The sequence below is a fragment of the Pelagerythrobacter marinus genome, assembly GCF_034375205.1.
Lineage (GTDB): Bacteria > Pseudomonadota > Alphaproteobacteria > Sphingomonadales > Sphingomonadaceae > Pelagerythrobacter > Pelagerythrobacter marinus.
On record NZ_CP139719.1, the window covers coordinates 481252 to 507500 of the forward strand.

Here is a 26249-nt window from a genome sequence, read left to right on the forward strand (position 1 = left end):
GCGTTCGGCTCATCGCGGAACGCTCCAGACCTCGTCGCCCGGCGATACCTGCAGCGCCGCGGCGGCGGCCTCGTCGATCGCCAGCGTGCCTTCGGGCGTGATCTCGCGCATTCCGTAGGCGGCGCGGAAGCCCTCCAGTTCCCCGGTCGCCAGGATCGCGCGTTCGCCGTAGTCGAGATCGCACCGTTCGACCGCGTGCGGATGCGCGGCGGCGACGCTTTTCACCTGGTCGGTGCGCGCCGTCATCGTCGGCCCGCCGTCGAAGATGTCGACGTAGCCTTCGTAGGCGAAGCCTTCCTTCTCCAGCATCTTCATCGCCGCCCGCCCCGACGGATGCGGCAGGCCGATCACGCTGCGCGCATCGTCGTCGAGCATGGCGACATAGACCGGGTGCTTGGGCATCAGGTCGGCGATGAACTGGTTGCCGTTGATCGCGTTGAAATAGTCCGCTTCCTGGAAGCTCATGCCGAAGAACCGCCCGGCGACCCCGTTCCAGAACGGCGACCCGCCGCGATCGTCGATGATCCCGCGCAGCTCGGCCAGGACCCGGTCGGCGAAGCGCCGCCGGTGCATGGCGATGAACAGGTAACGGCTGCGCGCGAGCAGCAGGCCGAGCCCGCCGGCCCGCTCCCCCGGGTGGAGGAACAGCCCGCCGACTTCGCTGCATCCCTCCAGGTCGGTGACGAGGCTCAGCAGCTCGGCCCGCACGGTCCGGTTCAGTTCCTGCGAATGCTGGGTCAGCGTGGTCAGGCGATAGGAATAGAACGGCCATTGCTGGCCGACCTGGCTGAACAGCTGGCAGGTGCCGCGCACCGCGCCGCCGGCGGTGTCTTCCAGCACCAGCACGAACTGGTCGTCGCCCAGCTCGTCGTCCTTGCGGGCGAAGGCGGCCTCGGCCCGGGCGAGCTTGGCCGAGAGGGCGTCGCGGTCGGGAGGCAGGTTGGTGAAGCCGCCGCCGGTCAGCTTGGCCATTTCGTAGATCGGCTCAAGGTCGTCGGCGCGCGCGGCGCGCAGGGCGAAAGTCAAACGTGATCTCCAGTGGCAAGCCTGTGCAGGACGAGCGCGCTCAGCGCGGCCCGTTCCGCCAGTGAGGGTACGATCAGGAACTCGTCGGGCGAATGGATGGCGCCGCCGCGCACGCCCATCGTGTCCACCACCGGCACCCCGGTGGCGGCGATATTGTTGCCGTCGCACACGCCGCCGGTCGATTGCCAGGCGATGTCCTGGCCCAGCGCGGCGCCGCAATCGCGCACGAGGTCGAACAGCTTCTGCGCCCGCCGGTCCACCGGCTTGGGCGGGCGGGTGATCCCGCCATGGCGGCTGACGGCCACTTCGTGGGCCTGCTGCACCTCGCCGACGAGGGCGACCAGCCCGCTTTCGAACCGCTCGGCGGCATCGGGGCTGCGCGGGCGGATGTTGAAGCGCACGATCGCGTGGTCGGGCACGACGTTGTTCGCCGATCCGCCATCGATCCGCGCGGGGTTGACCGGGCAATCCTCGGCCTGGAGCCGCTTCAGCCCCAGGACCAGCGCCGCCGCGGCGACGATCGCGTTGCGCCCGTCCTGCGGGTTGCGGCCGGCGTGGGCCGAGCGGCCGCCGACGGTCAGCGAATAGTTGCCGCTGCCGCCGCGCGCATGGGCCAGCGTGCCGTCGGGCAGGGCCGAGGGTTCGTAGGTCAGCGCGGCATATTTGCCCCGCGCCAGTTGCTCGATCAGCGGCGCGGAGGCGAGCGAGCCGGTTTCCTCGTCCGAGTTGATCAGCACGTCGTAGCCGACCTGCTCCGCCGCGGCCGTGCGTTCGAACGCGGTCAGCGCGTGGAGGATGACGGCAATGCCCCCCTTCATGTCGGCAAGGCCGGGGCCGTTCAGCGTTTCCTCGTCCAGCCAGCGCTGGTCCTGGAACGGGTGGTCGGCCGGGAAGACCGTGTCCATGTGCCCGGTCAGGAGCAGCCGGCGCGGCGCCTGCGGCCGTACGCGCAGGACGAGGTGCCGCCCGAAGGCCCGTTCCACTTCCGCGCCCGCGGCGTCGATCGCGGTCACCGGCGCGGGATCGACCAGTTCGATCTCTCCCGGAAGCTCGGCGAAAGCCTCCGCCAGGGCGTCGGCCTGGCGTGCCAGCCCGTCGAGGTTGGCGGTGCCGGTGTTGATCGCGCTCCACGCCTGCACCTGGGCAAGCATGGCGTCGGCATCGATCGCCTCGCGCGCGGCATTGCTGTCGAAATCCGGTTTCATTCGCAACCTGGCCTAGCGTGATTCTCCGCCCGGCAGAACCCGTAGCGGCCGGCGCGGTCTGGATAAGTGCGATTCTAGCCGCGCGCGGCCGCCCGTCCACCCCCGTGCCACCGCGGCGTTGCAATCCGCCCCCGGCTTGGCCATAGCGCGTCCTGTCCTCCTCCCCGGGATACTGCCATGATCGCGCACGTAGTGTTTTCGTGCGGCCAGTAACGAGTGAGGACGAATGAGCGACAAGATCGAACGTGCCGGATTGCAGGTCCACCCTGCGCTTGCGACATTGCTGGAAGACGATGTCCTGCCCGTGCTGGGGCGGGATGCCGGGGCCTTCTGGCGCGGCTTCGCCGCGATTGCCGAACGCTTCGCGCCGCGCAACCGCGCGCTCCTGCAACGGCGCGAGGAACTGCAGGCGCAGATCGACGCCTGGCACCGCGAACGCCGGGGCCGGCCGCACGACGCGGCGGCCTATCGCGCGTTCCTGCACGACATCGGCTACCTGGTGGAAGAGCCCGGGGCGTTCACCATCGGCACGCGCGACGTCGATGCGGAGATCGCGACGATGGCCGGCCCGCAGCTGGTCGTGCCGGTGCTCAACGCCCGTTTCCTGCTCAACGCGGCCAATGCGCGCTGGGGCAGCCTCTACGATGCCTTCTACGGCACCGACGCGCTCGACGCGCCACCGCCGCGGCCCGGCGGCTACGACGCGGAACGCGGTGCGGCGGTGATCGCCCGCGTGCGGCAGTTCCTCGACCAGGCGGTGCCGCTCGCCGCCGGCAGCTGGAGCGAGGTGACCGACCTTTCGGACGAGATCGCGCTGGCGGACCCGGCGCAATACGCGGGGCGCACGGGGCGCGGGCCGCTGTTCGTCAACAACGGCCTGCATATTGAGGTCGTGATCGACCGCGACCACCCGGTCGGGCGCGACGACCGCGCCGGGATAGCCGACGTGATGCTCGAATCCGCGCTGACGACGATCTGCGACTGCGAGGATTCGGTCGCGGCGGTCGATGGCGAGGACAAGGCGCTGGCCTATCGCAACTGGCTGGGCGTGATCCGCGGCGACCTGAGCGAATCGTTCGAGAAGGGCGGGCGGCGCGTCACCCGGGCTCTCGCCGGCGACGTCGCCTTTACCGCTCCCGACGGCAACGAGCGGAGCCTGCCGGGGCGCAGCCTGCTGTTCGTGCGCAACGTGGGCCACCTGATGACCAGCCCGGCCATCGCCCTGCCGGGCGGGGAGGAGATGCCCGAAGGGATCATGGACGCGGTCTTCACCGCGGCGATCGGCGCGCTCGACGTCGGCGGGCACACGCGCTTCGGCAACAGCCGCACCGGCAGCATCTATATCGTCAAGCCCAAGATGCACGGGCCGGAGGAGTGCGCGTTCACCAACGACCTGTTCGACGCGGTCGAGGATCTCCTGGGCCTCGGGCGGCACACGATCAAGGTCGGCGTTATGGACGAGGAACGGCGCACCAGCGCCAACCTGGCGGCCTGCATCCACGCGGTGAAGGACCGGATCGTGTTCATCAACACCGGCTTCCTCGACCGTACGGGGGACGAGATCCACACCTCGATGCAGGCCGGGCCGATGATCCGCAAGGGCGCGATGAAGGCCAGCGCCTGGCTCGATGCCTATGAAAGGCGCAATGTCGCGATCGGGCTGGCCTGCGGGCTTTCGGGCAAGGCGCAGATCGGCAAGGGCATGTGGGCCGCGCCCGACATGATGGCCGACATGATGGAACAGAAGATCGGCCACCTGGAAGCCGGGGCCAACACCGCCTGGGTGCCCAGCCCGACCGCGGCCACGCTCCACGCGCTGCACTATCACCGCAAGGATGTCTTCGCGGTCCAGCGCGAACTGGGCGGGGCGCCGGGCCTCGACGCCCTGCTGACGATCCCGCTCGCCGAGGGCGCGAACTGGTCGGACGAGGAAGTGCGCGAGGAACTGGACAACAACGCGCAGGGGCTGCTCGGCTATGTCGTGCGCTGGATCGACCAGGGGGTCGGCTGTTCGAAAGTGCCCGACATCCACGATGTCGGCCTGATGGAAGACCGCGCGACCCTGCGCATTTCCAGCCAGCACATGGCCAACTGGTTGCTCCACGGCGTCTGCACGCGCGAACAGGTGATGGACAGCCTGCGCCGCATGGCGGCCAAGGTCGATGCCCAGAACGCCGGCGACCCCGCCTATGTCCCGCTGACGGGGAACGAGGACGGCCCCGCCTTCCGCGCGGCCTGCGACCTCGTGTTCAAGGGCGTCGAGCAGCCGAGCGGCTATACCGAGCCGCTGCTGCACCACTGGCGCGCGGTGGCCAAGCGCGGCTGACCATTCGCGCGCCTTCGCGCCCCGCGGGGGGCAGGGCAACGGTTCATCGCACCTCGCGCCCGGGCCGCCCGTGTCGGGCGCCGCGGATGCACGGCGTTCATCGGCCGGCAAGGCCGGGCTGAACAGCCCTGTCCCCGGCACCGGCGGGGGCGGACCATGCGCTGCCCGCTGCCGGCGCCCGAAGAACAAGGGGGGTCTCGACGGTCGGGCTCGCGCAGGCCGGCCGGTGCAGATCAAGGAGTAGCGTACATGAATCCGAATTCCAGAAGGCCCAGGGGCCGCTTCCTGCTGGCGATGCTTGCGGTATCGGCGTCGGGCGCCGTCCACGCGCAGCCGCACGACGCGCCGGAGGGCGAATACGTCACGACCGTCTACGGCTCGCTTCCGGCCGATCTCGCCGGCCTTCCCGAAGGGCCCGAGATCGAGGGCGTCATTTCCGCGCGCGACGGCGACCGGGTGCAGGTCACCGCCGAAGACGGGACGCGCACGGTGGTGGCGGTCGGCCAGGCGACCGAGATCCGCGCCCGCGGCGGCTTCCTCGGCCTCGACCGCGACAGTCTCGGCCCCGATGCCCTGCTCAACGGACTGCCCGTTTCGGTCGAGACGGTCGAATGGGGCGAGGGGCTGATCGCCAGCAAGGTCGCGCTGAAGCAGAAGGACCTGCGCATCGCCTCGATGATCCGCAGCGGCACGGCCCAGGGCTTCGCCGAGCAGGCCGCCGCGACCGAGGCCCTGCGCGGCCGCATGGGCGATATCGACAAGTACAACATCAAGGGCACGACCAACGTTCATTTCGACGTGGGCAAGGCCCGCCTGTCGGAACGGGCCAAGGCGGACCTGTGCGCCACCGCCGCCCAGGCGGAAGCGACCGACAACGCGCTGATGCTGGTGGTCGGCTATACCGATTCGACCGGCAGCCAGGAATTCAACCAGCAGCTCAGCGAACGGCGGGCCAGCCGGGTGGTCAACCACCTGCAGCAGGCCTGCGGCTGGGCGCCTTACCGGATGCTGACCCCGACCGGCATGGCGGAGGCCGATCCCCTGGCCGACAACTCGACGCCGGAAGGCAAGGCGCAGAACCGTCGCGTGGCGGTGAACATCCTCGTCAGCAAGAGCGTGGACGGCCTGTGACCGGGCGCGCGGGGCGGGCGCAGGCCTGCCCCGCGCGGCTGCCGCGCATTACGAAAGCCCGCGCGCGAGCGCGACGAATTCCTCCACCGCGAGGGTCTCGGCCCGGCGCCGGGGATCGATCCCGATCGCGTCCAGCGCCTCGATCGCGCCGGGCAGGCCCTTCAGGCTCTGGCGCAGCATCTTGCGCCGCTGGCCGAAGGCGGCCTCGGTCACCCGTTCCAGGACGCGCGGCGATACCCCTTCCGGCATGGCTGCGGGCTCGAGGTGGACGATCGCGCTCATGACCTTGGGCGGCGGGGTGAACGCGCTGCGGTGGACCTTCATGGCCAGCCGCGCCGTGCTGCGCCACTGGGCCAGCACCGCCAGCCGCCCGTAGGCCGCGCTGTCCGGCCGGGCGACGATCCGCTGGGCGACTTCCTGCTGGAACATCAGCGTGAGGCTGCGCCAGCGCGGGGGCCAGGCCGCCGCGCCCAGCCAGCGCACCAGCAGCGCGGTGCCGACGTTGTAAGGCAGGTTGGCGACAACCGCGTAAGGCTCGCCCATTTGCGCGTCGTGATCGATCCGCATCGCGTCGCCTTCGACCACGCGAAGGCGGCCGGGGTGGGCCTGCGCCAGTTCGTCCAGCGCGGGCAGGCAGCGGCGATCCATCTCGATCGCGGTGACGCGTGCCCCGGCCGCCAGCAGCGCGCGGGTCAGCCCGCCGGGGCCAGGGCCGATCTCCAGCACGGCCCTGCCGTCCAGCGGCCCCGGGATCGCCGCGATCCGGCCCAGCAACTGCGCGTCGAAGAGGAAATTCTGCCCCAGCGCCTTCGACGCGCTGAGCCCGTGGCGCGCGATCACCTCGCGCAGCGGGGGCAGGGGCGGCGGGGGCGGCGGCGAGGCTGGCGGGGCGCTCATGACCGGGCCCGGGCCCCCGCGCGCCGGGCGGCGCAGGCGCCGGCCATGGCGATCGCGGCGATCATCGCGCCGGGATCGGCCAGCCCCTTGCCCGCGATGTCGAACGCGGTCCCGTGATCGGGACTCGTGCGTACCAGCGGCAGGCCCAGCGTGACGTTGACCCCTTCGTCGAAATCGAGCGCCTTGAGCGGGATCAGCGCCTGGTCGTGGTACATGCACAGCGCCGCGTCGTAGCGGGCGCGGGCGCGCGGGGTGAACAGGGCATCGGCCGGGTGCGGCCCGGTGACCTCGATCCCCTCGTCGCGCAGCTGCGCCACCGCGGGGGCGATGATCGTCGTTTCCTCGTCGCCGAAGCGCCCCTCTTCCCCGGCATGGGGGTTGAGGCCCGCCACGGCCAGCCGCGGCTGCGCGAGGCCGAAATCGCGCGCCAGCGCCGCGGCCACGATCCGCGCGCGGCGCACGATCAGGTCCTGCGAGAGGCTGGCGGGCACTTCGGAGAGCGGGACATGCACGGTGAGCGGCACCGCGCGCAGGTTCGGCCCGGCCAGCATCATCACGGCGTCGCCCGGGGCCAAGCCGCAGGCGGCGGCAACATATTCGGTCTGCCCCGGATGGTCGAAGCCGACCCGTGCCAGCCAGCCTTTCGCGACCGGGGCGGTCACCACCGCCGCGGCCTGTCCCTCGGCCGCGAGCCGGGTCGCCGCGGCCAGCGAATCGAACGCCAGCCGCGCCCCTTCGGCCGAGGGCGAGCCGGGCGCCCAGTCCCCGTCCGCCGCGCCCAGCACGGGCAGGGCGCGGGCAAAGACGCCGGGCGCTTCGGCCAGGTCGGCGATCGGCTGGACGGGCAGGGCGATCCCGCGCGAGGCTGCGGCCGCGCGCAGGGCCTCGGCCCCGCCGGTCACGGCGAACGGCGGCAGGTCCGCCCCGGCGCGCCGGCGCCAGGCTTCGGCGATCAGTTCGGGCCCGATACCCGCCGGGTCGCCCAGCGAGATTGCCAGCGGGCCGGGACGCGGACCGGTCAATTGTACTCGATGTAGGCGTCGTTGCGCAGGTCGCGGAGATAGCTCTGCGCGCGCTTGGCGATGCGGTCGTCCTCGATCTGCGCCATGATCCGGTCGAACGTCGGGCCGCCGTCGGCCTGGGGGTCCTGGCGGCCGCACAGCATCAGCACGCGCACGCCTTCCTCGATCGAGCCGAACGGCGGCGTCGTCTGCCCCACCTGGAGTTCGAGCAGGGCGGGCTGGAGCGGTTCGGGCAGCTGGCCCAGCCGCATCCCGTTGTTGGTCACGACTTCGGCGTCGATCTCTGCCGCGACGCGCTCCGCATCGTCGCACCGGCTCAAGTTGCGCACGGCGGTGGTGAACTGTTCGACCCGCGCGCCGGCCTGGGCCTCGCTCACCCCCGGGGGGAACGTGATCGAGATCTGCTTCAGGCTGAGGATCGCGTTGCGCGGATCGGGCATGCCGATCGTGCGCTTGTCGATCAGGTAGAGGATTTCGAACCCGCCGGGGATCTCGAACGGGCCGACCAGCTGGCCCGGCTGCATCTCGCGCGCGACGGTGGCCATTTCGGCGGGCAGGGTTTCCAGCCGCACGAAGCCGAGGTCGCCCCCGTTGGCGGCGGTCGTCGCCTCGGAAAACTGGCGCGCATAGACCGAGAAATCGGCGCCGCGGCGCAGCTGTTCGACGATCCGCAGCGCGTTCTGGCGCACCGCCTCGCGGTTGGCGGGCGTGGCGGCGAGGTAGATTTCGCCCAGCCTGTATTCTTCCTTGCCCCGATCGGCCTCGAGCCGGGCGAGCACTTCCTTCACTTCCTCGGCCGAGACGTTGACAAAGGGCGCGACGTTCCGGCTCAGCAGCCGCTGCCAGGCCAGCTCGGCCCGGATCTGCCGCTTGAGCGAGGCGGGGGAGGAGCCCATGGCGCGCAGCGCCTCGTCCATCCCGGCCGCTTCCTGCCCGTTGCGCCGGGCGATATCGACGTAGCGGGCCTCCACCTCCTGGTCGGTGACGGGCATTTCCTGCGCCTCGGCCGCCTGGATCTGCAGCGTCTCGTCGATCAGGTTGCGGAAGATCCGCATCCGCGCCGCCTGCATCTGTTCGGGCGGCAGGTTGGCGGAGGCGAGCAGCAGGGCCAGCCGCTGTTCGATGTCGGTCCGGGTGATGACCGTGCCGTTCACCACGGCAGTGGCCGTGCGGACGTTGGGATCGCTTTCCTGCAGCAGCGATGCGTCTTCGGGAATGTCGAGCGCGCTCGACGCCGCGGTCTGCGCGTGGAGCGCGAGCGGCGTGCCGGAAAGGGTCAGCGCGGCAAGCCCGGCAAGCAACCTGGAAAACCTGAATTCGATCACGTGTACATCCCGTTACGGCGCGCTGCGGCGCCTGCATTGGCCCCGGCCTGTCGCAGCGGGCGACTTAACCGAAGCTGAGTGACCGGCCGGATAGCGCACTTGCGCCGCAGTGCCAATCGCGATGGTCGGCCTAGCGGAAGCCGAGGTTGCGCAGCGCGAAATAGAACTGGAACGTGTCGCCGCGCCGGGCATCGCCGGCGTCGGTATAGTCGCGCCGCCAGGTCACGCCGAGTTCGAGGCAGTCGTCCTCGTAGGCGATGCCCAGCCGGGTCCGCACCGGGTCGAAGCCGTCCGAGGTCAGCGTCGGGTCTTCCTGCCGGTCGGTCAGGTTGAACACGCCCGCGCCGAAGATCGACCAGTAGCGCGCGAAGGCGATCCGGGTCGCGAGGCGCAGTTCCTCGCGGTCCTGGAGATCCTCGATCTCCTCGGCAATGTCGCGGTCGAGCCGCAGGTACCCGATCTCGGCATATGTCCGCTTGCTGCCGATGCTGGCGTCCAGCTCGTTCCGGCGCACGGCGAAGTTGTCCTTGTCGAGCCGGAAGCGGTGCGTGAAGCTGAGGAAATCGCGAAAGCGCACTTCGGTCCGGCCGACGAAGTCCGACACCCGTTCGCTGAGGCCGGTGCCGTCGATGAAGACGCCCGGATCCTTGTCGAACCGGTAGGTCTGGCCCACGGTCGTGCGTACGCGCCAGTCGGGGACCTGCAGTTCCCAGTCGAACCCGTAGGTGACCCGCGCCCCGTCCTCGACCCGGTCGTACCCGGGAAAGCGGTTGAGCGCGAAGAGGTTGGAATCCTCCAGGTCGATCGCGCGCGAATCCTCGTTCGGGACGTCGAGGTTGCGGATCGGCGGGCTGGCGGCGAACTGCACCCGCGGGGTGAAGACCTGCGTGCCGCCCAGAAGCTCGCCCACGAAAGGCCATTCGACGTCGATCGCGGCGACCGCGATGCCGCGCGTTTCCCAGCCCGGGTTGCCGCGATAGACGGCGGTTTCGGTCAGCGCGTTCTCGTCGCTGTGATAGACGTCGCCGCGCACCATCCCGGTCAGGGTCACGACCTGGCCCAGCCCGGTGATCCGTTTCAGGTCCCACCGCGCGCCGGCGAAGGCGCGCCGGGTATCCTGGCCCTCGTCGCGCATTATCGCGAGCGAGTTGAGCTGAAACTCCAGCGTGCCGCCCAGCCCCGCCGGATCGGCCAGGCGGCGGCGATAGTCGATCACCGGCAGGGCCACCGGCACTTCGCCCTGCGGCACGCCGATGCGCAGGGTCTGGGTCGCCCAGCCGGCGATCGAGAGGTAGGAATCGTCGTCGATCCGCTCCACGTCGAAAGTCGAGCGCAAGCGGTCGTCGCGGCTGATGTCGTACCGGCGCAGGAATGTGCGGTCGCTGGCGAGGCGCAGCGAGCCGGTCAGGCTCCAGTGCGGATCGAACTGGAACCGGCCGTTGGCGAACAGGTATCCGCGCGGGTCGCTTTCCGAAACGGCGGCGCCGGTGAAGTCGGATATGCGGCTGCTGTGGGTGGCGTAGCCGGTGATCTGGTAGGCGCCGCTGCCGGTCAGGTGCCGCCACTGCGCCGATGCCATCGGCGGGGCCTCGGTAAAGACATGCGCGCCCAGCGTCAGGTCCTTGTTGTCCGCGACCCGCCAGTAATAGCTGCCGCTGACTTCGACGCCGTTCGATTCGGAAACCCGCAGGTCGGGCACGAGGAAGCCGGACACCGCGCGCCCGTCGGTGCGGATCGCGAGCCCCGGCAGGGGAAGCAGGCGCGCGCCGAAGATCTCCAGGTATGCGCCGGTAAAGCGCACGCGGTTGTCGGCCGGGTCGTAGACCACCCGGTCGGCGGTGACGCGCCAGCTCGGGTCCTTCGGGCATCCGGCGGCATCCTCGACCGCACAGGCGGTATAGGCGGCGCGCGACAGGATCACGGTGCCGTCGTCGCCGCGCGCGCCGGCTTCGGCCGCCAGCCGCCCGCCTTCGCGCAGGGCCAGCAGCAGGTCTTCCATCGCGCCGGCCTCGAACTCGTCGGTCAGCTCGATGCGCGAGGTGTAGAGCTGATTGCCCTCCTCGTCGACGAAGCGCACGTTGCCGCGGCCGACGATCTGCCCGGTCGCGCGGTTCCACGTGACCTCGTCCGCGCGCACCGACCGGTCGGCGCTGCGCAGCACGACATTGCCGCTGGCGGTCACGACGTCGCCGGTGGAATCGTAGGACAGGGTGTCGGTCTCGAACGCGATCTCGTTCGGCCCGGTCGGCGCGTCGGGTCCAGGGCCGTCCTGCCCGGCCGGGGGCGATGCAGGGGCCGGCGGCGCGGGGGTGCGGAGCAGGTCGTCTGCGGCCGCATCGGGGCCTGCCCCCGGGGTCCCATCCTGCGCTTCCCCGCCCGGGGGCGGGGCAGGGGGCGGCCCGTCCTGCGCCCGGGCGGCGGGCATCGCGGCGAGCCCGGCCAGCGCCGCGCCCGCCAGCCACGCAGCCCGCGGCAAGCGGCGTTTCTCGGCTTGCGGGGCGGTCGGCACGGCGGGGAGCATGGCTTGCCTATTGCACCGGTCGCGCCTAATCGCAATCGCCATCGCAATTCGCCCCGATGGCCCGGTGCAGCCAGGCGCCAGAACGGGCGCGCACAGCAAATTCCTGGAGTTTTCATGAATTTCGAGTTTTCCCCCAGTCTCCCGGCCGGAACCCGGCTGATCGCGCTCGTCGCCGACAAGGACGGCCTGCCCGACGGGATCGAGGCGCCGCTCGCCGAAGGGGCGCGTTCGGCGCGCTTCAAGGGCCGGGCGGGCGAACTGTTCGAAGGGTTCGTGGAACGCGGCGGCACGGTCGTGCGCGTGGCGCTGGCCGGGGCGGGCGAACCCGGGGCCGAAGGCCGCACGGCCAACCTGGAAAAGGCCGGGGCCGCGCTCGCCGCGCGCTATCTGACCTCGGGCGAAAGCACGCTCGCGCTCGACCTGTCGGGCAGCGGGCTTCGCGCGCAGGACGTCGCCGCCGTGCTGCTGGGCCTGCGCCTGCGCGCCTGGCGGCACGATGCCTATCGCACGCGGCTGAAGGACGAGCAGAAGCGCTCGCTCGAGAAGATCGTCGTGGTCGGCGCGGCCGAGGGCAGCGAGGCGGCCTGGTCGGTCGAGAGCGCGCTGGCCGACGGGGTCGAGTTCACCCGCGAACTGGTGACCGAGCCGCCGAACAAGGTCTATCCGGTCAGCTTCGTCGAGAAATGCCAGGCGGCCTTCGCCGATACCGGCGCCGAGCTGATCGTGCTGGACGAGGACGAGATGGGGCGCCTCGGCATGGGCGCGCTGCTCGGCGTTGGGCAGGGCTCGGCCCAGCCGTCGCGCCTCCTGGCGATCCGCTGGAACGGCGGCGGGGACGAGGCGCCGACGGTCTTCGTCGGCAAGGGCGTCACCTTCGACACCGGCGGCATCTCGCTCAAGCCCGGGGCGGGCATGGAAGACATGAAGTGGGACATGGGCGGCGCGGGCGCGGTCGTCGGCGGAATGCTCGCGATCGCGCGGCGCAAGGCGAAGGCCAATGTCGTCGGCGTCGTCGGCCTGGTCGAGAACATGCCCGATGGCAACGCGATCCGCCCGGGCGACATCCTCACCTCGATGTCGGGCCAGACGATCGAGGTGCTCAATACCGATGCCGAAGGGCGGCTGGTCCTGTGTGACGCGCTGCACTGGGCGCAGAAGGAATTCTCCCCCCGGCGGATCGTCGATTTCGCGACTCTGACCGGGGCCATGGTGATCTCGCTCGGCAGCGAACACGCCGGCGTCTTCGCCAACGACGACAGCCTCGCCGAAGACCTGCTGGCCGCGGGCCGGACCAGCGGCGACAAGCTGTGGCGCATGCCGCTCGACCCGGCCTACGACAAGCTGATCGACAGCCAGATCGCCGACATGAAGAACGTCGGCCCGCGTCCCGCCGGCTCGATCACGGCGGCGCAGTTCCTCCAGCGCTTCATCGACAAGGGCGTGGCCTGGGCGCACTGCGACGTCGCCGGCATGGTCTGGGCGGACAAGCCCGGCGCGACCTGGGACAAGGGCGCAACCGGCTATGGCGCGCGGCTGATCGACCGCTTCGTGCGCAGCACGCTCGAAGGTTGAGGCGGGCCGGGTGGCCTTGCGCGTCGGGTTCTATCTTGCGCCGGGCCAGCCTGTCGAACGCGTCCTGCCGCTGATCGCGCGCGCCGCGATGCGGCAGGGGCAGCGGCTGCTGATCGTGGCCGAGGATGCCGACCTGCTCGGCCGGGTCGGCGGCGCGCTGTGGGAACACGCGCCCGACGATTTCCTCGCCAATGGCCGCGCGGACCAGCCCCATGCCGCGCACCAGCCGGTGTTGCTGTCGCAGGCCTGCCGCGCGGATAACGGCGCGCGCGTGGCCGCGCTGGCCGACGGGGTGTGGCGGGCGGAGGCCGAGGACTTCGATCGCGTCCTCCTGTTCTTCGACGAGGCGGGTCGCGCCGCCGCGCGCGAGGTCTGGCGCCGGTTCGACGACCGCGACGACGTGACGCGCGAGTTCCACGAGCTGGAGGCGGGCAAGTGGGTCCGCAGGCGTTGATCTTTGCCGCGCGGGGCCTAGGCTCCTCCCGACCGGGGAGAATGGCCATGAAGAGACTGGCGATCGTCGCGTTCCTGCCGCTGCTGCCCGCCTGCGGCAGCGATCCCGTGCCCGGCGCGCAGGGTGGCGAATCGGGGACATATGCGGTCGATACCGCGGGGGAGGGCGTTTCGGCGCGGATGGAAACCGCCGACGGCACCGCCACGATGCGATCGGGCGCGGACGTGCCGGTGGACCTGCCGGACGGGTTCACCGTCTACCCCGGCGCGCAGGTCACGGCCAACACGGTGTTCGAGGAACCGGGATCGAAAGGCGCCCTGCTGACGATGGAGGCCGATGCCGCGCCGGAGGCGATGATCGCCTTCTACCGCCGCCAGGCGGAGGGCGCCGGGGTGGACCTGACACTCGACATGACGACCGATTCGATGCGGATGATCGGCGGCAAGGCGTCCGACGGCTCGCCGTTCAGCTTTACCGCCACGCCTTCCGCCGACGGGCCGACCACCGCCCAGCTGATGGTGGGCGAGGCGTTCGACTGAGCCGCCGGCCAAGCGGGCTTGCAGCAGGGGCGAGCCGCGGCTAGTGGGCCGCCGCACGTTTCCCGCATTCTTCAGACACCGAAGGAACACCCCATGGCGGTCACCCGCACCTTTTCGATCATCAAGCCCGACGCCACCCGCCGCAACCTGACCGGCGCGGTCACCAAGATGCTGGAAGACGCCGGCCTGCGCGTCGTCGCGTCCAAGCGCATCCGCATGACGCGCGAACAGGCCGAGGGCTTCTACGCCGTGCACAAGGAACGCCCCTTCTTCGGCGAACTGGTCGAGTTCATGACCAGCGGCCCGGTCGTGGTCCAGGTCCTCGAAGGCGTGGACGCGGTCAAGCGCAACCGCGACGTCATGGGCGCGACCAACCCGGCCGACGCGGCCGAGGGCACGATCCGCAAGACGTTCGCCGAAAGCATCGAGGCGAACTCGGTCCACGGGTCCGACAGCGACGAGAACGCGAAGATCGAGATCGACTTCTTCTTCGACGAAGACGAAATCGTCGGCTGACCCCGCCCGGGCCACGGCCTGGCACTCGACATTAGGCGCGACTCGACCGGGCGTGGTAGGGTCGCGCCCGTATCGCCTGACGGCCGTTTAAGGGATCCGGCCGAAAACGGGCGGTGCGGGAAGGTCGAACCATGTTCGAATGGAACACGCCGGAGCCGGTCAAGGTGGTCAAGCTCTACGTCGACGCGCTCAATGCGCGCGATGCCGACAGGGTCGATGCCCTGCTGGACGAGCATGTCCGCTACGTCGACAGCCGGGGCGAATGGATCGAAGGGCGCCGCAATTTCGCGACCGCGACGCGCCGCCTCTTCGAACTGGATCCGGACTACAAGCTGCACGACATGAAGATCGTCATGCACGAAGGCGACGTCCTGCTCAAAGGGCGGGCCTCCGCGCGCGAGGAACGGCTCTCGCACGATACGCTCTGGCGGGCCCGGGCCGAAGGCGGCAAGCTGACTCACTGGCAGAGCTATGGCGAGGATTCGCCCGCGCTCGCCCGCATCCTGATGCCCGAGGCGGCGCGCGGGGCGGAGCTGCGCTGAACCGTAGCCGGCGCGCGGCACGGTGCGAAAACTATCTTCAGTTTGGCGCGGCCCCGGGGTGGCGCGCTCCCGAGCCATTGGCTAAGCCCCTGCCCACGAAATCGAGAGGAAAGCGATTCCAATGGCGGGCAGCCTCAACAAAGTCATGCTGATCGGCAATCTCGGCGCCGATCCCGAAGTGCGCGAGTTCCAGAACGGCGGCGCGGTGTGCAACTTGCGCATTGCGACCAGCGAACAGTGGAAGGATCGCAATACCGGCGAGCGCCAGGAACGGACCGAGTGGCATAGCGTCGCGATCTTTTCCGAAGGGCTGATCAACGTCGCAAAGAACTACCTGCGCAAAGGGTCCAAGGTCTATGTCGAAGGCCAGCTGCAGACCCGCAAGTGGCAGGACCAGAACGGGCAGGATCGCTATTCGACCGAAGTCGTCCTGCGCGGCTTCAACGGCACGCTGACAATGCTCGACGGCGCGCCCGGCGGCGGTGGCGGCGGCCAGCGTGGCGGCGGCGGTGCCGGCGGCTGGAACCAGGGCGGCGGCGGCAACGACGGCGGCTGGAACCAGGGTGGCGGCGGCCCGGGCGGTGGCGGCCAGGGCGGCGGGGGCCAGGGCGGCGCGGGATCGCGTGGCGGCGCCAACTACGACGATCTCGACGACGATATCCCGTTCTGACGGGGCGCCGGAGCCCGGCTGTTAAATTCAGCCGTCGCGCAGCTTGCGCAGCGCGTCGGCCAGCGGGCCGGAAGGCGCCTCGTCCGAGATGATCCCCGCTTCCCTGCGAGCGGCATCGGCATTGGGCCCCTCGGCATAGGGATCGATCGCGAGGCCGAGCGTCTGCGCGATCGCTTCGCCCAGGTCGAAGGCGTCGCCCGAATACTCGATCTCGTCCAGCTCGGCCTCTTCCAGCTCGATTTCTTCATCGGGGACGCTGCGAACGACCTCGGGGACGAAACGCAGCGCGATCGGCTCCTCGATCCGGACGGGAAAATCCTCCCCCGAAACGCCGCAGGTCTGCACGATCTCGGCCGCGAGCCGGCCGGACACGGCGACCTCGCTCCCCTCGCGCTCGAGCGCGACGTCGGCCGAGAGGCTGTCGACCGAAACGATCGCGAAACGGCGCGCCAGCGCGGCGCGTTCCTGCGCGCTTGCCTCGACCGTCATCGACTGGCCGTCAGCCTGGCGCAGCGGCACGACGCGGGACATCTCGCTGTCGCTCATCGTCCGATCTCCCCCGCCAGCAGGCGGTCGTCGGGGGTCTGCTGGAGGCGGCGATGGAACGCCGCCAGCCGCCGCGCCACGCATTCGCCGCGCGCGGTGCCGGCGAAGGTCACGTTCCGCTCCGCCGCGCTCGCCAGGGCCGCCTCGTCGCCGGCGGACAGGCCGGGGCGATAGGCGCCGATCCGGCCGCCCAGCGCGCTCATCAGCTTGCCCATGCGCTTGCCCAGGGTCGGATCGCCGATCCCCTGCTGGCGCAGCTGCGCCTCGATATCCTCGACGAAAAGCTCGGTCAGCAGCGCGGTCTGCGGATGGAGGTGCCCGTCGCGCTCCATCCGCACGATCACCGCGGCCATGATCGCGCTGAGCATGTCGAAGCGGCCTTCCTCGCTGTCGGCCACGCCGCATTCGGCATACCATTCCGGTTGTCGCGCGGCCGCGACCACGGCGCGCCAGAGGGGGACGAGAGCGTCCCGCGGATCGCGTCGCCGCCCGAAAATTCCTGCAAGAAATGACATTGCCCGTGCTGCCTGCCCGAATGTTCAGCGGCAATTCAACCCGCCGCGCCCAGTGCCTGCGCGCGGCAAAGTTGCAAGCGCGCGCGCATCGCCGTAAGGCTCGCGCCGATAGAGGGTTTCTCCGCGGCTGGCAAAGGTGCGGGCGACGAATTCGGAAGGTTTCTCGATGAAGGCAGGCAAGGTTCTCGGCGCGGCAGCTGTCATGGCGGCGGCGCTGGCGGCGAGCGGGTGCAGCGCGATCCGCGAAAACCGCGGCTATATCCAGGACCCGGTCCTCGTCAGCGCGATCCAGCCGGGGATCGACAACCAGCAGTCGGTCGCCGCGACGCTGGGCCGCCCGACGTTCACCAGCCAGTTCGGCCAGACGACCTGGTACTATGTCTCCAGCGTCACCGGGCGCCGGCCCTTCGTCAGCCCGACGATCCGCGAACACTCGGTGCTGGCCGTCTCTTTCGATGCCGGCGGCAATGTCGTGGCGGCCGAACAGTCGGGGCTGGAGAAAGTCGTCTACCTCGATCCCGACGGCGACGAGACGCCGACGCTGGGGCGCGAGCGCGGTTTCTTCGAGGACCTGTTCGGCAATATCGGCCAGGTCGGCGCGGCCGGGGTCGGCGGCGGCGGCCCGGGCACCTGAGGGGGCGCGTCGCTTGACCGGCGCGGCACCCACCCCATATCGCCCGGCATGAGCGACAACGCGGCGAGCCACGGCCTGATCCAGTGGCACGGAACCACCATCATCGGTGTCAGGAAAGGCGGCCGGACGGTGATCGCCGGGGACGGGCAGGTCTCCATGGGCAACACCGTGATGAAGCCCAATGCGCGCAAGGTCCGCCGGATCGGCAAGGACGACGCGGTCGTCGCCGGTTTCGCCGGCGCCACGGCCGATGCCTTCACCCTGTTCGAACGGCTGGAAAAGAAGCTGGAGCAGTATAGCGGGCAACTGATGCGCGCCGCGGTGGAACTGGCCAAGGACTGGCGCACCGACAAGTACCTGCGCAATCTCGAAGCCCTGATGATCGTCGCCGACAAGGATGCCCTGCTGGTGTTGACCGGCAATGGCGACGTGCTGGAACCCGACGCCGGGATCGCGGCGATCGGTTCAGGCGGCAACTATGCGCTTGCCGCCGCGCGCGCGCTCGACGCCTATGAAGACGATGCCGAGGCGATCGCCCGCAAGGCGATGGCCGTCGCGGCCGATATCTGCGTGTTCACCAACGGAAACGTGACGGTCGAAACCGTCTGATCCCGCCTGACCGGATTGTTGAATTCCATGACCGAAGCACTGACCCCCAAGGCGATCGTCGCCGCGCTGGACGAGCACATCATCGGCCAGAAGGACGCCAAGCGCGCCGTGGCCGTGGCCCTGCGCAACCGCTGGCGCCGCCAGCGTCTCTCGCCCGACCTGCGCGATGAGGTGACGCCCAAGAACATCCTGATGATCGGCCCCACCGGCTGCGGCAAGACCGAGATCAGCCGGCGCCTCGCCCGGCTGGCCGATGCCCCGTTCGTGAAGGTCGAGGCGACCAAGTTCACCGAGGTCGGCTATGTCGGCCGCGACGTAGAGCAGATCGCGCGCGACCTGGTGGAAGAAGCGATCCGGCTGGAGAAGGATCGCCGGCGCGAGGCCGTGCGCGAGGCAGCGTCGAAGGCGGCGATGGATCGCCTGCTGAAGGCCCTGGTGGGCGAAAACGCCAGCGAGGCGACGCGCGAATCGTTCCGCGAACGGATCGTCCAGAACGCGATGAACGACGTCGAGGTCGAGATCGAGGTCGAGGAAGCGCCGCAGATGCCGTTCGACCTGGGCGGCATGGGCGGCAATGTCGGGATGATCAACTTGTCCGACATGCTCGGCAAGGCGATGGGCAAGCAGAACCTCAAGCGGCGCAAGCTCAAGGTTCCCGACGCGTGGGACAAGCTGGTCGAGGAGGAAGCCGAACGCCGGATGGACCAGGACGACGTCGCCCGGGTCGCGCTGGAAAATGCCGAGACGAACGGCATCGTGTTCCTCGACGAGATCGACAAGATCGCGGTCAGCGACGTGCGCGGCGGATCGGTCAGCCGCGAGGGCGTGCAGCGCGATCTCCTGCCCCTGATCGAAGGGACGACGGTTTCGACCAAGTACGGGCCGATGAAGACCGACCATGTCCTGTTCATCGCATCGGGCGCGTTCCACGTCGCCAAGCCGTCCGACATGCTGCCCGAATTGCAGGGCCGCCTGCCGATCCGCGTCGAGCTGCGCGCGCTGACCGAGGAGGACTTCGTCCGCATTCTCAGCGAAACGCGGGCCAACCTCGTCGCGCAGTACAAGGCGCTGCTGGGAACCGAGCAGGTCACGCTCGAACTGGGCGAGGACGCGGTGCAGGAAATCGCCCGCATCGCTGCGCAAGTGAACGAGAGTGTCGAGAACATCGGCGCGCGGCGCCTGCAGACGGTGATGGAAAAGCTGCTGGAGGAACTGAGCTTCGAGGCGGAGGAACACGGCGGCGAAACTGTGACGATCGATGCCGCCTATGTCCGCGAACGGCTGGAAGACCTCGCCGGCGATGCGGACCTCAGCAAATATATCCTGTGATGGCGGGCCGGGTGCGCGATGGCCGCGCGATGATCGCCGCCATGCAGCCCCGGCTCGACCCGCGCATCTGGCGCTTCGTTCTCGTCAGCCCGGACACCGCCCCGCAATTGCTCGGCACGGCCATCGGCACCTTCCGCGAGGATGAGGGCGTAACCGCGATCGTCCCCGCCGCCCTGGCCGAAGAGCTGGGCATCGAAGGCCCTGACTTCGCGCGCATCACGCTGATGGTGCATTCCGACCTCGAAGGCGTCGGCCTGACCGCCGCCGTGTCGGGTGCGCTGGCCGAAGCGGGCATAGCCTGCAACGTGGTCGCGGCGTTGCATCACGATCACGCCTTCGTGCCTTCCGCCCGCGCCGATGAGGCAATGGACGTGCTGCGCAAACTGGCGGCGTCGCTGAAGTAGCGGCTGGGACGGCGTTCCTGCGGCTATTTCCTCAGGGATGCGGCGCGAGGCCTATCTCCACGCCGGTCTTGTCGGTCAGCGCGAACTTGTCGACCAGGTCGGCGCTCGCGCGGTTGAGGCCGACGACTTTCACGCTGCGACCGTTGCGGCGCATCCGCTCCACCACCTTGTCGAGCGCGCCGACCGCGCTGATGTCCCAGAAATGCGCTTTCGACACGTCGATGATCACGTGGTCGGCGGGATCGGGCTGCAGGCTCTCGGGGCCCAGCGCGGCCTCGAAGCGCTCGACGCTGGCATAGAAGATCTGCCCTTTTGCGCGATAGACCGCGGTTTCGCCGTCGCGTTCGCGCACGACCTCGAACATCGTCATCACCTTGTGGGTGAAGAACACGCCCGACAGGATTACGCCCGCCAGCACGCCCAGCGCGAGATTGTGCGTGGCGACGACGACCGCCACGGTCGCCAGCATCACGACCGAGCTCTGCCACGGGTGCTTTCCGATATTGGGGATCGAGTTCCAGCTGAACGTCCCGATCGAGACCATGATCATGATCGCGACCAGCGCCGGCATCGGCACCTGGCCGACGAGATCGCCCAGCACGGCCAGCAGGATCAGCAGCGCCAGGCCCGCGGTGAAGGTCGACAGGCGTCCGCGCCCGCCGCTGGCGACGTTGATGACCGACTGGCCGATCATCGCGCAGCCGCCCATGCCGCCGAAGAATGCGGCGACGATGTTGGCCACGCCCTGGCCACCGCTCTCGCGGCGCTTGTTGCTTCCGGTATGCGTCATGTCGTCGACGATCTGCGCGGTGAGCAGCGATTCGAGCAGGCCGACCGCCGCCATCGTCGCCGAATAGGGCGCGATGATCGCCAGCGTTTCCCAGGTCAGCGGAACGTCGGGCAGCGCGAAATAGGGCAGGCCCTCGGGCAGTTCGCCCATGTCGGACACCGTGTTGACCGGCGCATCGATCCAGATCGACAGCGCGGTGAGCACGATGATCGCGATCAGCGGGCTGGGCACGGCGGTAAAGATCTTGGGGATGAGGTAGATCATCGCCAGCGCGGCGGCGACCATGGCGTAGGTCATCCAGCCGATTCCGTCGGCTGTGGGATCGAGCTGCGGCAGCTGCGCCATGAAGATCAGGATCGCCAGCGCGTTGACGAAGCCGGTGATGACCGAACGCGAGACGAACTGCATCAGCAGGTCCAGCCGCAGGAGCGCGGCGATGCCCTGGAAGATGCCCATCAGGATCGTCGCGGCGAACAGGTATTCCACCCCGTGATCGCGCACCAGCGGCACGACCACCACGGCCACAGCCGCGGTCGCGGCCGAGATCATGCCGGGACGCCCGCCGGTGAAGGCGATCACCATGGCAATCGCGACCGAGGCGTAGAGACCGACGCGCGGATCGACCCCGGCGATGATCGAGAAACCGATCGCCTCGGGAATAAGGGCGAGGGCGACGACGATCCCGGCGAGAATGTCTGCGCGCGGCTGGGCGAACCAATCGCGCTTGAGCGCGGCGGTGGAAATCATTGGCATGGGTCCGTAACTGGCCGCGCGGGGGCGGCGATGCTGCGATGCAGCAAGGCCCCTGACCGATAGTGGCGCGCGGTGCAACCCGGCGCTGCCCCGCAACGTGCCCCGGCCTCAGCCGGATTGGCCCGCCGGTGCTGCCTTTTCCGCCTGCTGGCGCCGCCACATTTCCGCATAGAGCCCGCCTGCACGCAGGAGCGCGGGATGGCTGCCGCGCTCCGCCAGGCGGCCCCGGTCCATAACGAGGATCTCGTCCGCGCCGGCGATGGTCGAGAGGCGGTGGGCGATCAAGATCGTCGTGCGGTCGCGGCTCACGCGGTGCAGGGTGGCGAGGATATCCTGCTCGGTGCGCGAATCGAGCGCGCTCGTCGCCTCGTCCAGCAGCAGGATCGGCGGATCCTTCACCAGCGTGCGCGCGATGGCGACCCGCTGCTTCTCGCCGCCGGAAAGCTTCAGGCCGCGTTCGCCGACTTCGGTGTCGAGGCCCGCCGGCAGCCTTTCGATGAACGGCCAGATCGCGGCACCGCGCGCGGCCGCCTCGATCGCCTCGGGCGTCGCTTCGGCGCGGCCATAGCCGATGTTGTACCCGATCGTGTCGTTGAACAGCACGCTGTCCTGCGGGACGATCCCGATTGCGGCGCGCAGGCTGGCCTGTGTCACTTGCGCGATGTCCTGCCCGTCGATCGTCACCCGGCCGGACCGGGGATCGTAGAACCGGAAGAGAAGACGCGCGATCGTGGACTTGCCCGCGCCCGAAGGCCCGACGATCGCCACGTGCGCCCCGGCCGGCACCGCGAAGCTCAGCCCCTGCAGGATCGTCCGCCCCGGCTCGTAGCCGAAGACGACGTTCTCGAACGCGACGCCGGGCCGGCGCACGACGAGGGCGGGCGCGCCGGGCGCGTCCTCCACTTCGGCCGGGGTGTCGATCAGTTCGAACATCGCCGCCATGTCGATCAGCCCCTGGCGCACGGTGCGGTAGACCCAGCCGAGCAGGTCGAGCGGGCGGAAGAGCTGGGCGAGGTAGGTGTTGACGAAGACGAGGTCGCCCGTGGTCAGTTCGCCCTGGCTCCAGCCCCAGACGGTATAGGCCATGGCTCCGCCCATCAGCAGGTTGGTGATCAGTGCCTGCGAGACGTTGAGCAGGCCGAGCGAGTTCTCGCTGCGGATCGCCGCCTCGGCATAGGCCCGCGCCGCCTGCCCGTAGCGCTCGCGCTCGCGCCCCTCGGCCCCGAAGTATTTCACCGTTTCGTAGTTCAGCAGCGAATCGACCGCGCGCGACAGGGCCTGGCCGTCGAGATCGTTCATCTCCTTGCGCAGGCGCGCGCGCCACTCGGTGATCCAGCGGGTCACCGCGACATAGGCCGCAACGGTCAGCGCCGTCGCGAGGACGAGGCCCCAGCCGAAATTCAGGTAGAAGATCACCGCCACCGCGATCAGCTCGATCACGGTCGGGGCGATATTGAACAGCAGGAAATAGAGCATCGAATCGATGCTCTTGGTCCCGCGCTCGACCGTCTTGGTGACTTCGCCCGTGCGGCGCGAGAGGTGGAAACGCAGCGAAAGGCGATGCAGCCGGGCGAAAGTATCCTCCGCCAGGTGGCGAGTCGCCTCCTGGCCGACGCGTTCGAAGACCACGTTGCGCAAGTTGTCGAACACGACGCTGGCAAAGCGGCCGGCGGCATAGGCGAGGACGAAGGCGATCGCGACCATCGCGACCTCGTTCGCCGGCGTGGTCATCGCATCGACCGCCCGCTTGTAGGCATAGGGAAGGGCCAGCGTCGTTCCCTTGGCCAGCAGGACCAGCACCAGCGCGCCGACGATCCGCCGCCGCAGCGCCGGGTTGTCCCGGGGCCATAGATAGGGAAGGAAGCGGCGAATGGTCGCCCAGCCATCGGCGGGCCCGGTGGCCGGGGAAGGGGTGTCGCGCGGCATCGCGCGCTATGTGGCCATCCCCCCGCGACAGCGCAATGGCGGGGCGGGCCGGCGGCCTAGAATCGGCCGTGCTGGTAACGCGAGCGGGTGGCCACCCCGCGCGGCACGTCGAACAGCACGGTCCGCGCCTCGAAATCGATTGCCACGCGGTCGAACAGGCGCAGGTCGCGCATTCCCAGGACCAGCGCCGGCCGGTCGGCCAGCCCCAGCGCGGCGAAAGCGGGCCCGTCGGCAAAGGCGACCGGGACATTGGCCAGCTGGAACTTGTCGATCCTGAGCGATTCGACGAAGTCGAGCTTGCCCACCAGTTCCGCCCCGTGAACGTCGGTCGTGCGGACTTCGTCGCGCTTCCTCGCGCGCAGGCGCTTCTGCAGGGCCAGGTTGCCGAGGTTGCCCTGCGCGCCGGTGTCGATGATCACCGCGGTGCGGATCCCGTCGATCCGGGCATTGGCGATGATCAGCCGGCCCAGCTTGCGCCGCGCGCGGACGATGATCTCGTAACCGCGATTGCCGCCCAGCGCCTCGGCATCGTCGACCGCGATCGTGTTCTCGCGGAAATCGATCAGGACGCGCAGGTCCTGCAGGCTGTCGAGCCCCAGGATCCCGTCCGCGCCGACGTGCCGCGCCTCCAGCAGGGGGGCATGGATGTCGTCGAATGTCCGCGCGGCGAATTCCAGCCCGTTCAGCTCGACCAGTTCGACCTCGCGCGCGCTGGCCATCCCGACGACGGTGGCGCTGCCCAGCGAAGGCAGGCCGAGCCGGGTCTTCAGCCCGTGGGTCACCACGGTCGCCTGCGCGCCGGTGTCGATCATGAACCGGAACGGCCCCTGGCCCTCGATCGTGACCGGCACGGTCATGCGCTGATAATAGTCGGTGCGGCTTTCGATCGTCTCGCCCCCGGCGGCGGCGATCCGGTCGAGCAGGGCGGCGGAAGTCTCCGCCGTGTCGGGCTCCGCGATCGGCGGCGGGGTCTGGATCGGCTCGGGCGCGGCGATCTGCAGCAGCGCGGCCGCGGGCAGCATCGGGAACGGCATCGCATTCTCCCCACGAAGTGGGGCAATATACCATAGACGGGGTGAGCGGCCTAATCGCGCCCGCCTGCTCACGGCACCGCCGATGGCGGGCGCGGGCCGGGGCGCGCGCGATCAGCCGTTCGGCGAACCGGCGACGGCCGGCTCGGCCGCGGCGGGCTGCTCCTCCCCCGGCGCGGGGCGCTGGCGCAACATGGCCCAGGCGTCGCGCACGACATGGGGCCAGACGAACCAGAGCACGAGCGCATAGGCAGCCGCGCCGACGAAGCCGAGCAATGCCAGCTGCGCGACCGGGTACCAATCGGCGGCGAGCGGCGATGCCGCGATCACCACCGCGGCCATCACGCCGCAGGCCGCGGCGACCGGGGCGATCGCCGCCACGAGATCGCGCAGGCGCGCGCCGATCGCGGGCAGGGTCAGCGCCAGGGTGACAGCGAGCAGCATCGGCGCCGCGATCCACCAGGCATAGACGAGGCCGAGCGGCCCGAAACGGATCCCGGCCAGGAACAGCGCGGGGAAGATCAGCGCGCCGCAGAAGGCCGTCGTCAGATATATGCGCGGGCGCCCGATAGCATTGGTCGTGGGCGAACAGATGATCTGCAGCGCGAAGAACGGCATGGCCAGCGCGAGGCCCGATACGAATGGCGCCATTTCGGCCCACTTGCTGCCGAACAGGGTGAGGATCGCCGGCTCCGCGGTGAGCGACAGGCCGACATATACGGGCGCGACGACCAGCAGGACCATCCGCGCGTTGCGCAGGAAATAGGGGGCGAGCGCGCGCCCGGCCTTGTGCAGTTCGGCATAGGCGGGGAAGGCGACCTCGTTGATCGGGGGCAGGAACCGGCCGGTGACGATCAGGGTCAGGAACAGCGCCTCGGAATAAAGACCGAGATCGTGGGTCTCCAGCGCGCGGCCGGCGATCACGATGTCGCTCTGGCTCTGCACGATCCAGAACAGCTGGCACAGCGTCAGCGCCCCGCCGAAAGAGATCAGGTCGCCCGCGCCGCGCAGGTCGAAGACCGGCCTGACGAGGATTCGCGCGGCCAGGGTCAGGCCGATCGCGCGGGTCGTGAACATGGCGATCGGGGCATAGACCAGCGCCCAGACGCCGAAACCGTACCAGGCCAGGGTAAGCGCGGTGGTCGCGCCGACGACGGCGCAGACCAGGTTGACCAGGCCCTGGCTGCGAAACTCGATTCGCCGCGCCAGCAGTTCCTGCGGCAGGGCGGAGAAGGGAATCGTCAGGAAAATGAGCGCCTGTATGCGCAGCATGTCGGCAATCAGCGGCTCGTCGTAATAGTCGGCGGCGAGCGGGGCCATGAGGAACTGGACCGCGGCCAGCCCGCCGTTCAGCATCAGCAGCAGGGCGAAGACCTGGCCGATCCGGCGCTCGTCCACCTTGTCCGCCTGGATCAGCGAAGTGGCGAAGCTCTGCCCATTGAGGAAGGCGAGCGCGGTGATGACGGTCTGCGCCATGGCGAACAGGCCGTAGTCGGTGGGGGAAAGCAGGCGCACGACCAGGATGGTGGATGTCCAGGTTATGATCTGTGCGAGCACTTGCGTGCCCCAGCGCCACGCGAGCGCGCGCCGCACGCGGTCGGCGAACGCGGCGTCGCCCCCGGTCATCGAATGCTTAATCTCTTTCACGAGCGCGGCGTTAACCGCGAAAGGTGAAGATTCGCTGTGCGGGGCGGCACGGAAAGGGATTCGGGCCGGGCGCCGGCCGGATTCGACCGGAATCGGTGCCGGGCGAGGGGGCGGATTCGGGTCTGAATCGCTGAATCGGGGCGTCCGGCGTCGGATTCGGCCCGGAGGCGCGCTCGGCCCGGCGAGAAAGTTGGCTTCGAAAACCGCGGATTTCTGCGGGTTTCGCGAAAAAACGAAACAAAATTGCAAAAAGGCGTTGACCGAATCCCGAACCCCACCTAGATGGCCTCTCACCGACGCGGCGCTGACGGTTTCCACC

24 protein-coding genes are annotated in these 26249 nt (G+C 69.7%); 12 read left to right on the plus strand and 12 right to left on the minus strand.

The features are described 5' to 3' along the window. Positions 1–9 precede the first annotated feature (9 nt). Positions 10–1026 (minus strand): arginine N-succinyltransferase, encoded by a 1017-nt coding sequence (locus T8T98_RS02230; protein WP_160732010.1) that lies wholly within the window; start codon positions 1024–1026, stop codon positions 10–12. Further along, a complete protein-coding gene (locus T8T98_RS02235) occupies positions 1023–2231 on the minus strand; it encodes a hydrolase (RefSeq protein WP_251104206.1) in 1209 nt (402 codons plus the stop codon). Before T8T98_RS02235 ends, T8T98_RS02230 begins: the two co-directional genes overlap by 4 nt. A 226-nt stretch (positions 2232–2457) precedes the next feature. Here T8T98_RS02235 and T8T98_RS02240 point away from each other — a divergent pair, with 226 nt between their 5' ends. Both T8T98_RS02240 and T8T98_RS02245 read left to right on the plus strand, forming a co-directional pair. Continuing rightward, positions 2458–4557 carry a malate synthase G gene (locus T8T98_RS02240; protein ID WP_251104205.1) on the plus strand — a complete coding sequence of 700 codons (2100 nt, stop codon included), beginning with the start codon at positions 2458–2460 and terminating at the stop codon, positions 4555–4557. A 249-nt stretch (positions 4558–4806) separates the two neighbouring features. Next, positions 4807–5688: an OmpA family protein gene (locus T8T98_RS02245; protein ID WP_251104204.1), complete on the plus strand. Its 882-nt coding sequence runs from the start codon at positions 4807–4809 to the stop codon at positions 5686–5688. Between the two features lie 48 nt (positions 5689–5736). On the opposite strand, the gene rsmA is transcribed toward T8T98_RS02245, so the two are convergent. The 4 genes from rsmA to T8T98_RS02265 all read right to left on the minus strand — a co-directional run bounded on the left by rsmA (position 5737) and on the right by T8T98_RS02265 (position 11453). Next, positions 5737–6585 carry a 16S rRNA (adenine(1518)-N(6)/adenine(1519)-N(6))-dimethyltransferase RsmA gene (rsmA, locus tag T8T98_RS02250; RefSeq protein WP_251104203.1) on the minus strand — a complete coding sequence of 283 codons (849 nt, stop codon included), beginning with the start codon at positions 6583–6585 and terminating at the stop codon, positions 5737–5739. Next, positions 6582–7607, minus strand: coding sequence for a 4-hydroxythreonine-4-phosphate dehydrogenase PdxA (gene pdxA, locus T8T98_RS02255; RefSeq protein ID WP_251104202.1), 1026 nt, complete (start codon positions 7605–7607; stop codon positions 6582–6584). Before pdxA ends, rsmA begins: the two co-directional genes overlap by 4 nt. Beyond that, positions 7604–8932, minus strand: a complete 1329-nt coding sequence (locus tag T8T98_RS02260; protein ID WP_160732016.1) for a peptidylprolyl isomerase — start codon at positions 8930–8932, stop codon at positions 7604–7606. The genes pdxA and T8T98_RS02260 overlap by 4 nt, the downstream gene beginning before the upstream one ends. A gap of 130 nt (positions 8933–9062) precedes the next feature. Then, a complete protein-coding gene (locus T8T98_RS02265) occupies positions 9063–11453 on the minus strand; it encodes an LPS-assembly protein LptD (RefSeq protein WP_251104201.1) in 2391 nt (796 codons plus the stop codon). Between the two features lie 114 nt (positions 11454–11567). On the opposite strand from T8T98_RS02265, the gene T8T98_RS02270 reads away from it, so the two are divergent. The 6 genes from T8T98_RS02270 (at position 11568) to ssb (ending at position 15746) form a co-directional block, all read left to right on the plus strand. After that, entirely contained in the window at positions 11568–13025 is a 1458-nt protein-coding gene (locus tag T8T98_RS02270; protein WP_251104200.1) for a leucyl aminopeptidase, read from the plus strand. Positions 13026–13035: 10 nt separating this feature from the next. After that, the gene (locus T8T98_RS02275) at positions 13036–13479 is read left to right on the plus strand and encodes a DNA polymerase III subunit chi (RefSeq protein WP_160732018.1); all 444 of its coding nucleotides are present in this window, start codon (positions 13036–13038) and stop codon (positions 13477–13479) included. 41 nt (positions 13480–13520) lie between these two features. Next, positions 13521–14018 (plus strand): hypothetical protein, encoded by a 498-nt coding sequence (locus T8T98_RS02280; protein ID WP_251104199.1) that lies wholly within the window; start codon positions 13521–13523, stop codon positions 14016–14018. 93 nt (positions 14019–14111) lie between these two features. Next, the gene (gene ndk, locus T8T98_RS02285) at positions 14112–14534 is read left to right on the plus strand and encodes a nucleoside-diphosphate kinase (RefSeq protein ID WP_160732020.1); all 423 of its coding nucleotides are present in this window, start codon (positions 14112–14114) and stop codon (positions 14532–14534) included. Between the two features lie 131 nt (positions 14535–14665). After that, a complete protein-coding gene (locus tag T8T98_RS02290) occupies positions 14666–15076 on the plus strand; it encodes a nuclear transport factor 2 family protein (protein WP_160732021.1) in 411 nt (136 codons plus the stop codon). 121 nt (positions 15077–15197) lie between these two features. Continuing rightward, positions 15198–15746, plus strand: a complete 549-nt coding sequence (gene ssb, locus T8T98_RS02295; RefSeq protein WP_251104198.1) for a single-stranded DNA-binding protein — start codon at positions 15198–15200, stop codon at positions 15744–15746. A 27-nt stretch (positions 15747–15773) separates the two neighbouring features. Here the strand turns inward: ssb and T8T98_RS02300 are convergent, their stop codons facing one another. Both T8T98_RS02300 and T8T98_RS02305 read right to left on the minus strand, forming a co-directional pair. Next, positions 15774–16292, minus strand: coding sequence for a YceD family protein (locus T8T98_RS02300; RefSeq protein WP_251104197.1), 519 nt, complete (start codon positions 16290–16292; stop codon positions 15774–15776). Next, positions 16289–16807 (minus strand): ubiquinol-cytochrome C chaperone family protein, encoded by a 519-nt coding sequence (locus T8T98_RS02305; protein WP_251104196.1) that lies wholly within the window; start codon positions 16805–16807, stop codon positions 16289–16291. Before T8T98_RS02305 ends, T8T98_RS02300 begins: the two co-directional genes overlap by 4 nt. A 166-nt stretch (positions 16808–16973) precedes the next feature. On the opposite strand from T8T98_RS02305, the gene T8T98_RS02310 reads away from it, so the two are divergent. The 4 genes from T8T98_RS02310 to T8T98_RS02325 are packed head-to-tail and all read left to right on the plus strand — an operon-like array spanning position 16974 to position 19783. Next, entirely contained in the window at positions 16974–17441 is a 468-nt protein-coding gene (locus T8T98_RS02310; protein WP_237486649.1) for an outer membrane protein assembly factor BamE, read from the plus strand. Between the two features lie 48 nt (positions 17442–17489). Next, positions 17490–18050: an ATP-dependent protease subunit HslV gene (gene hslV, locus T8T98_RS02315; RefSeq protein ID WP_160732025.1), complete on the plus strand. Its 561-nt coding sequence runs from the start codon at positions 17490–17492 to the stop codon at positions 18048–18050. Positions 18051–18077: 27 nt separating this feature from the next. Further along, a complete protein-coding gene (hslU, locus tag T8T98_RS02320; RefSeq protein ID WP_160732026.1) occupies positions 18078–19379 on the plus strand; it encodes an ATP-dependent protease ATPase subunit HslU in 1302 nt (433 codons plus the stop codon). Continuing rightward, complete coding sequence (locus tag T8T98_RS02325; RefSeq protein ID WP_251104195.1) at positions 19379–19783, plus strand: ACT domain-containing protein; 405 nt, start codon at positions 19379–19381, stop codon at positions 19781–19783. Before hslU ends, T8T98_RS02325 begins: the two co-directional genes overlap by 1 nt. 31 nt (positions 19784–19814) lie before the next feature. Here the strand turns inward: T8T98_RS02325 and T8T98_RS02330 are convergent, their stop codons facing one another. From T8T98_RS02330 to T8T98_RS02345, 4 genes are all read right to left on the minus strand, one after another. After that, on the minus strand, positions 19815–21320 hold the full coding sequence (locus tag T8T98_RS02330) for a SulP family inorganic anion transporter (protein WP_251104194.1): 1506 nt from the start codon (positions 21318–21320) through the stop codon (positions 19815–19817). A gap of 114 nt (positions 21321–21434) precedes the next feature. Beyond that, on the minus strand, positions 21435–23252 hold the full coding sequence (locus T8T98_RS02335; RefSeq protein WP_251104193.1) for an ABCB family ABC transporter ATP-binding protein/permease: 1818 nt from the start codon (positions 23250–23252) through the stop codon (positions 21435–21437). Positions 23253–23308: 56 nt separating this feature from the next. After that, complete coding sequence (locus tag T8T98_RS02340) at positions 23309–24286, minus strand: retroviral-like aspartic protease family protein (RefSeq protein WP_251104192.1); 978 nt, start codon at positions 24284–24286, stop codon at positions 23309–23311. A gap of 111 nt (positions 24287–24397) precedes the next feature. After that, positions 24398–25930, minus strand: a complete 1533-nt coding sequence (locus T8T98_RS02345; protein WP_251104191.1) for a lipopolysaccharide biosynthesis protein — start codon at positions 25928–25930, stop codon at positions 24398–24400. Positions 25931–26249: the final 319 nt, after the last annotated feature.

Bases quoted from the DNA above. Each gene is read 5' to 3' on its own strand.
- T8T98_RS02235 (WP_251104206.1), bottom strand. From the start codon at position 2,231: ATGAAACCGGATTTCGACAGCAATGCCGCGCGCGAGGCGATCGATGCC.
- T8T98_RS02240 (WP_251104205.1), top strand. From the start codon at position 2,458: ATGAGCGACAAGATCGAACGTGCCGGATTGCAGGTCCACCCTGCGCTT.
- T8T98_RS02245 (WP_251104204.1), top strand. From the start codon at position 4,807: ATGAATCCGAATTCCAGAAGGCCCAGGGGCCGCTTCCTGCTGGCGATG.
- rsmA (WP_251104203.1), bottom strand. From the start codon at position 6,585: ATGAGCGCCCCGCCAGCCTCGCCGCCGCCCCCGCCGCCCCTGCCCCCG.
- T8T98_RS02265 (WP_251104201.1), bottom strand. From the start codon at position 11,453: ATGCTCCCCGCCGTGCCGACCGCCCCGCAAGCCGAGAAACGCCGCTTG.
- T8T98_RS02270 (WP_251104200.1), top strand. From the start codon at position 11,568: ATGAATTTCGAGTTTTCCCCCAGTCTCCCGGCCGGAACCCGGCTGATC.
- T8T98_RS02280 (WP_251104199.1), top strand. From the start codon at position 13,521: ATGGCCATGAAGAGACTGGCGATCGTCGCGTTCCTGCCGCTGCTGCCC.
- ndk (WP_160732020.1), top strand. From the start codon at position 14,112: ATGGCGGTCACCCGCACCTTTTCGATCATCAAGCCCGACGCCACCCGC.
- T8T98_RS02290 (WP_160732021.1), top strand. From the start codon at position 14,666: ATGTTCGAATGGAACACGCCGGAGCCGGTCAAGGTGGTCAAGCTCTAC.
- ssb (WP_251104198.1), top strand. From the start codon at position 15,198: ATGGCGGGCAGCCTCAACAAAGTCATGCTGATCGGCAATCTCGGCGCC.
- T8T98_RS02300 (WP_251104197.1), bottom strand. From the start codon at position 16,292: ATGAGCGACAGCGAGATGTCCCGCGTCGTGCCGCTGCGCCAGGCTGAC.
- T8T98_RS02305 (WP_251104196.1), bottom strand. From the start codon at position 16,807: ATGTCATTTCTTGCAGGAATTTTCGGGCGGCGACGCGATCCGCGGGAC.
- T8T98_RS02310 (WP_237486649.1), top strand. From the start codon at position 16,974: ATGAAGGCAGGCAAGGTTCTCGGCGCGGCAGCTGTCATGGCGGCGGCG.
- hslV (WP_160732025.1), top strand. From the start codon at position 17,490: ATGAGCGACAACGCGGCGAGCCACGGCCTGATCCAGTGGCACGGAACC.
- hslU (WP_160732026.1), top strand. From the start codon at position 18,078: ATGACCGAAGCACTGACCCCCAAGGCGATCGTCGCCGCGCTGGACGAG.
- T8T98_RS02325 (WP_251104195.1), top strand. From the start codon at position 19,379: ATGGCGGGCCGGGTGCGCGATGGCCGCGCGATGATCGCCGCCATGCAG.
- T8T98_RS02330 (WP_251104194.1), bottom strand. From the start codon at position 21,320: ATGATTTCCACCGCCGCGCTCAAGCGCGATTGGTTCGCCCAGCCGCGC.
- T8T98_RS02335 (WP_251104193.1), bottom strand. From the start codon at position 23,252: ATGCCGCGCGACACCCCTTCCCCGGCCACCGGGCCCGCCGATGGCTGG.
- T8T98_RS02340 (WP_251104192.1), bottom strand. From the start codon at position 24,286: ATGCCGTTCCCGATGCTGCCCGCGGCCGCGCTGCTGCAGATCGCCGCG.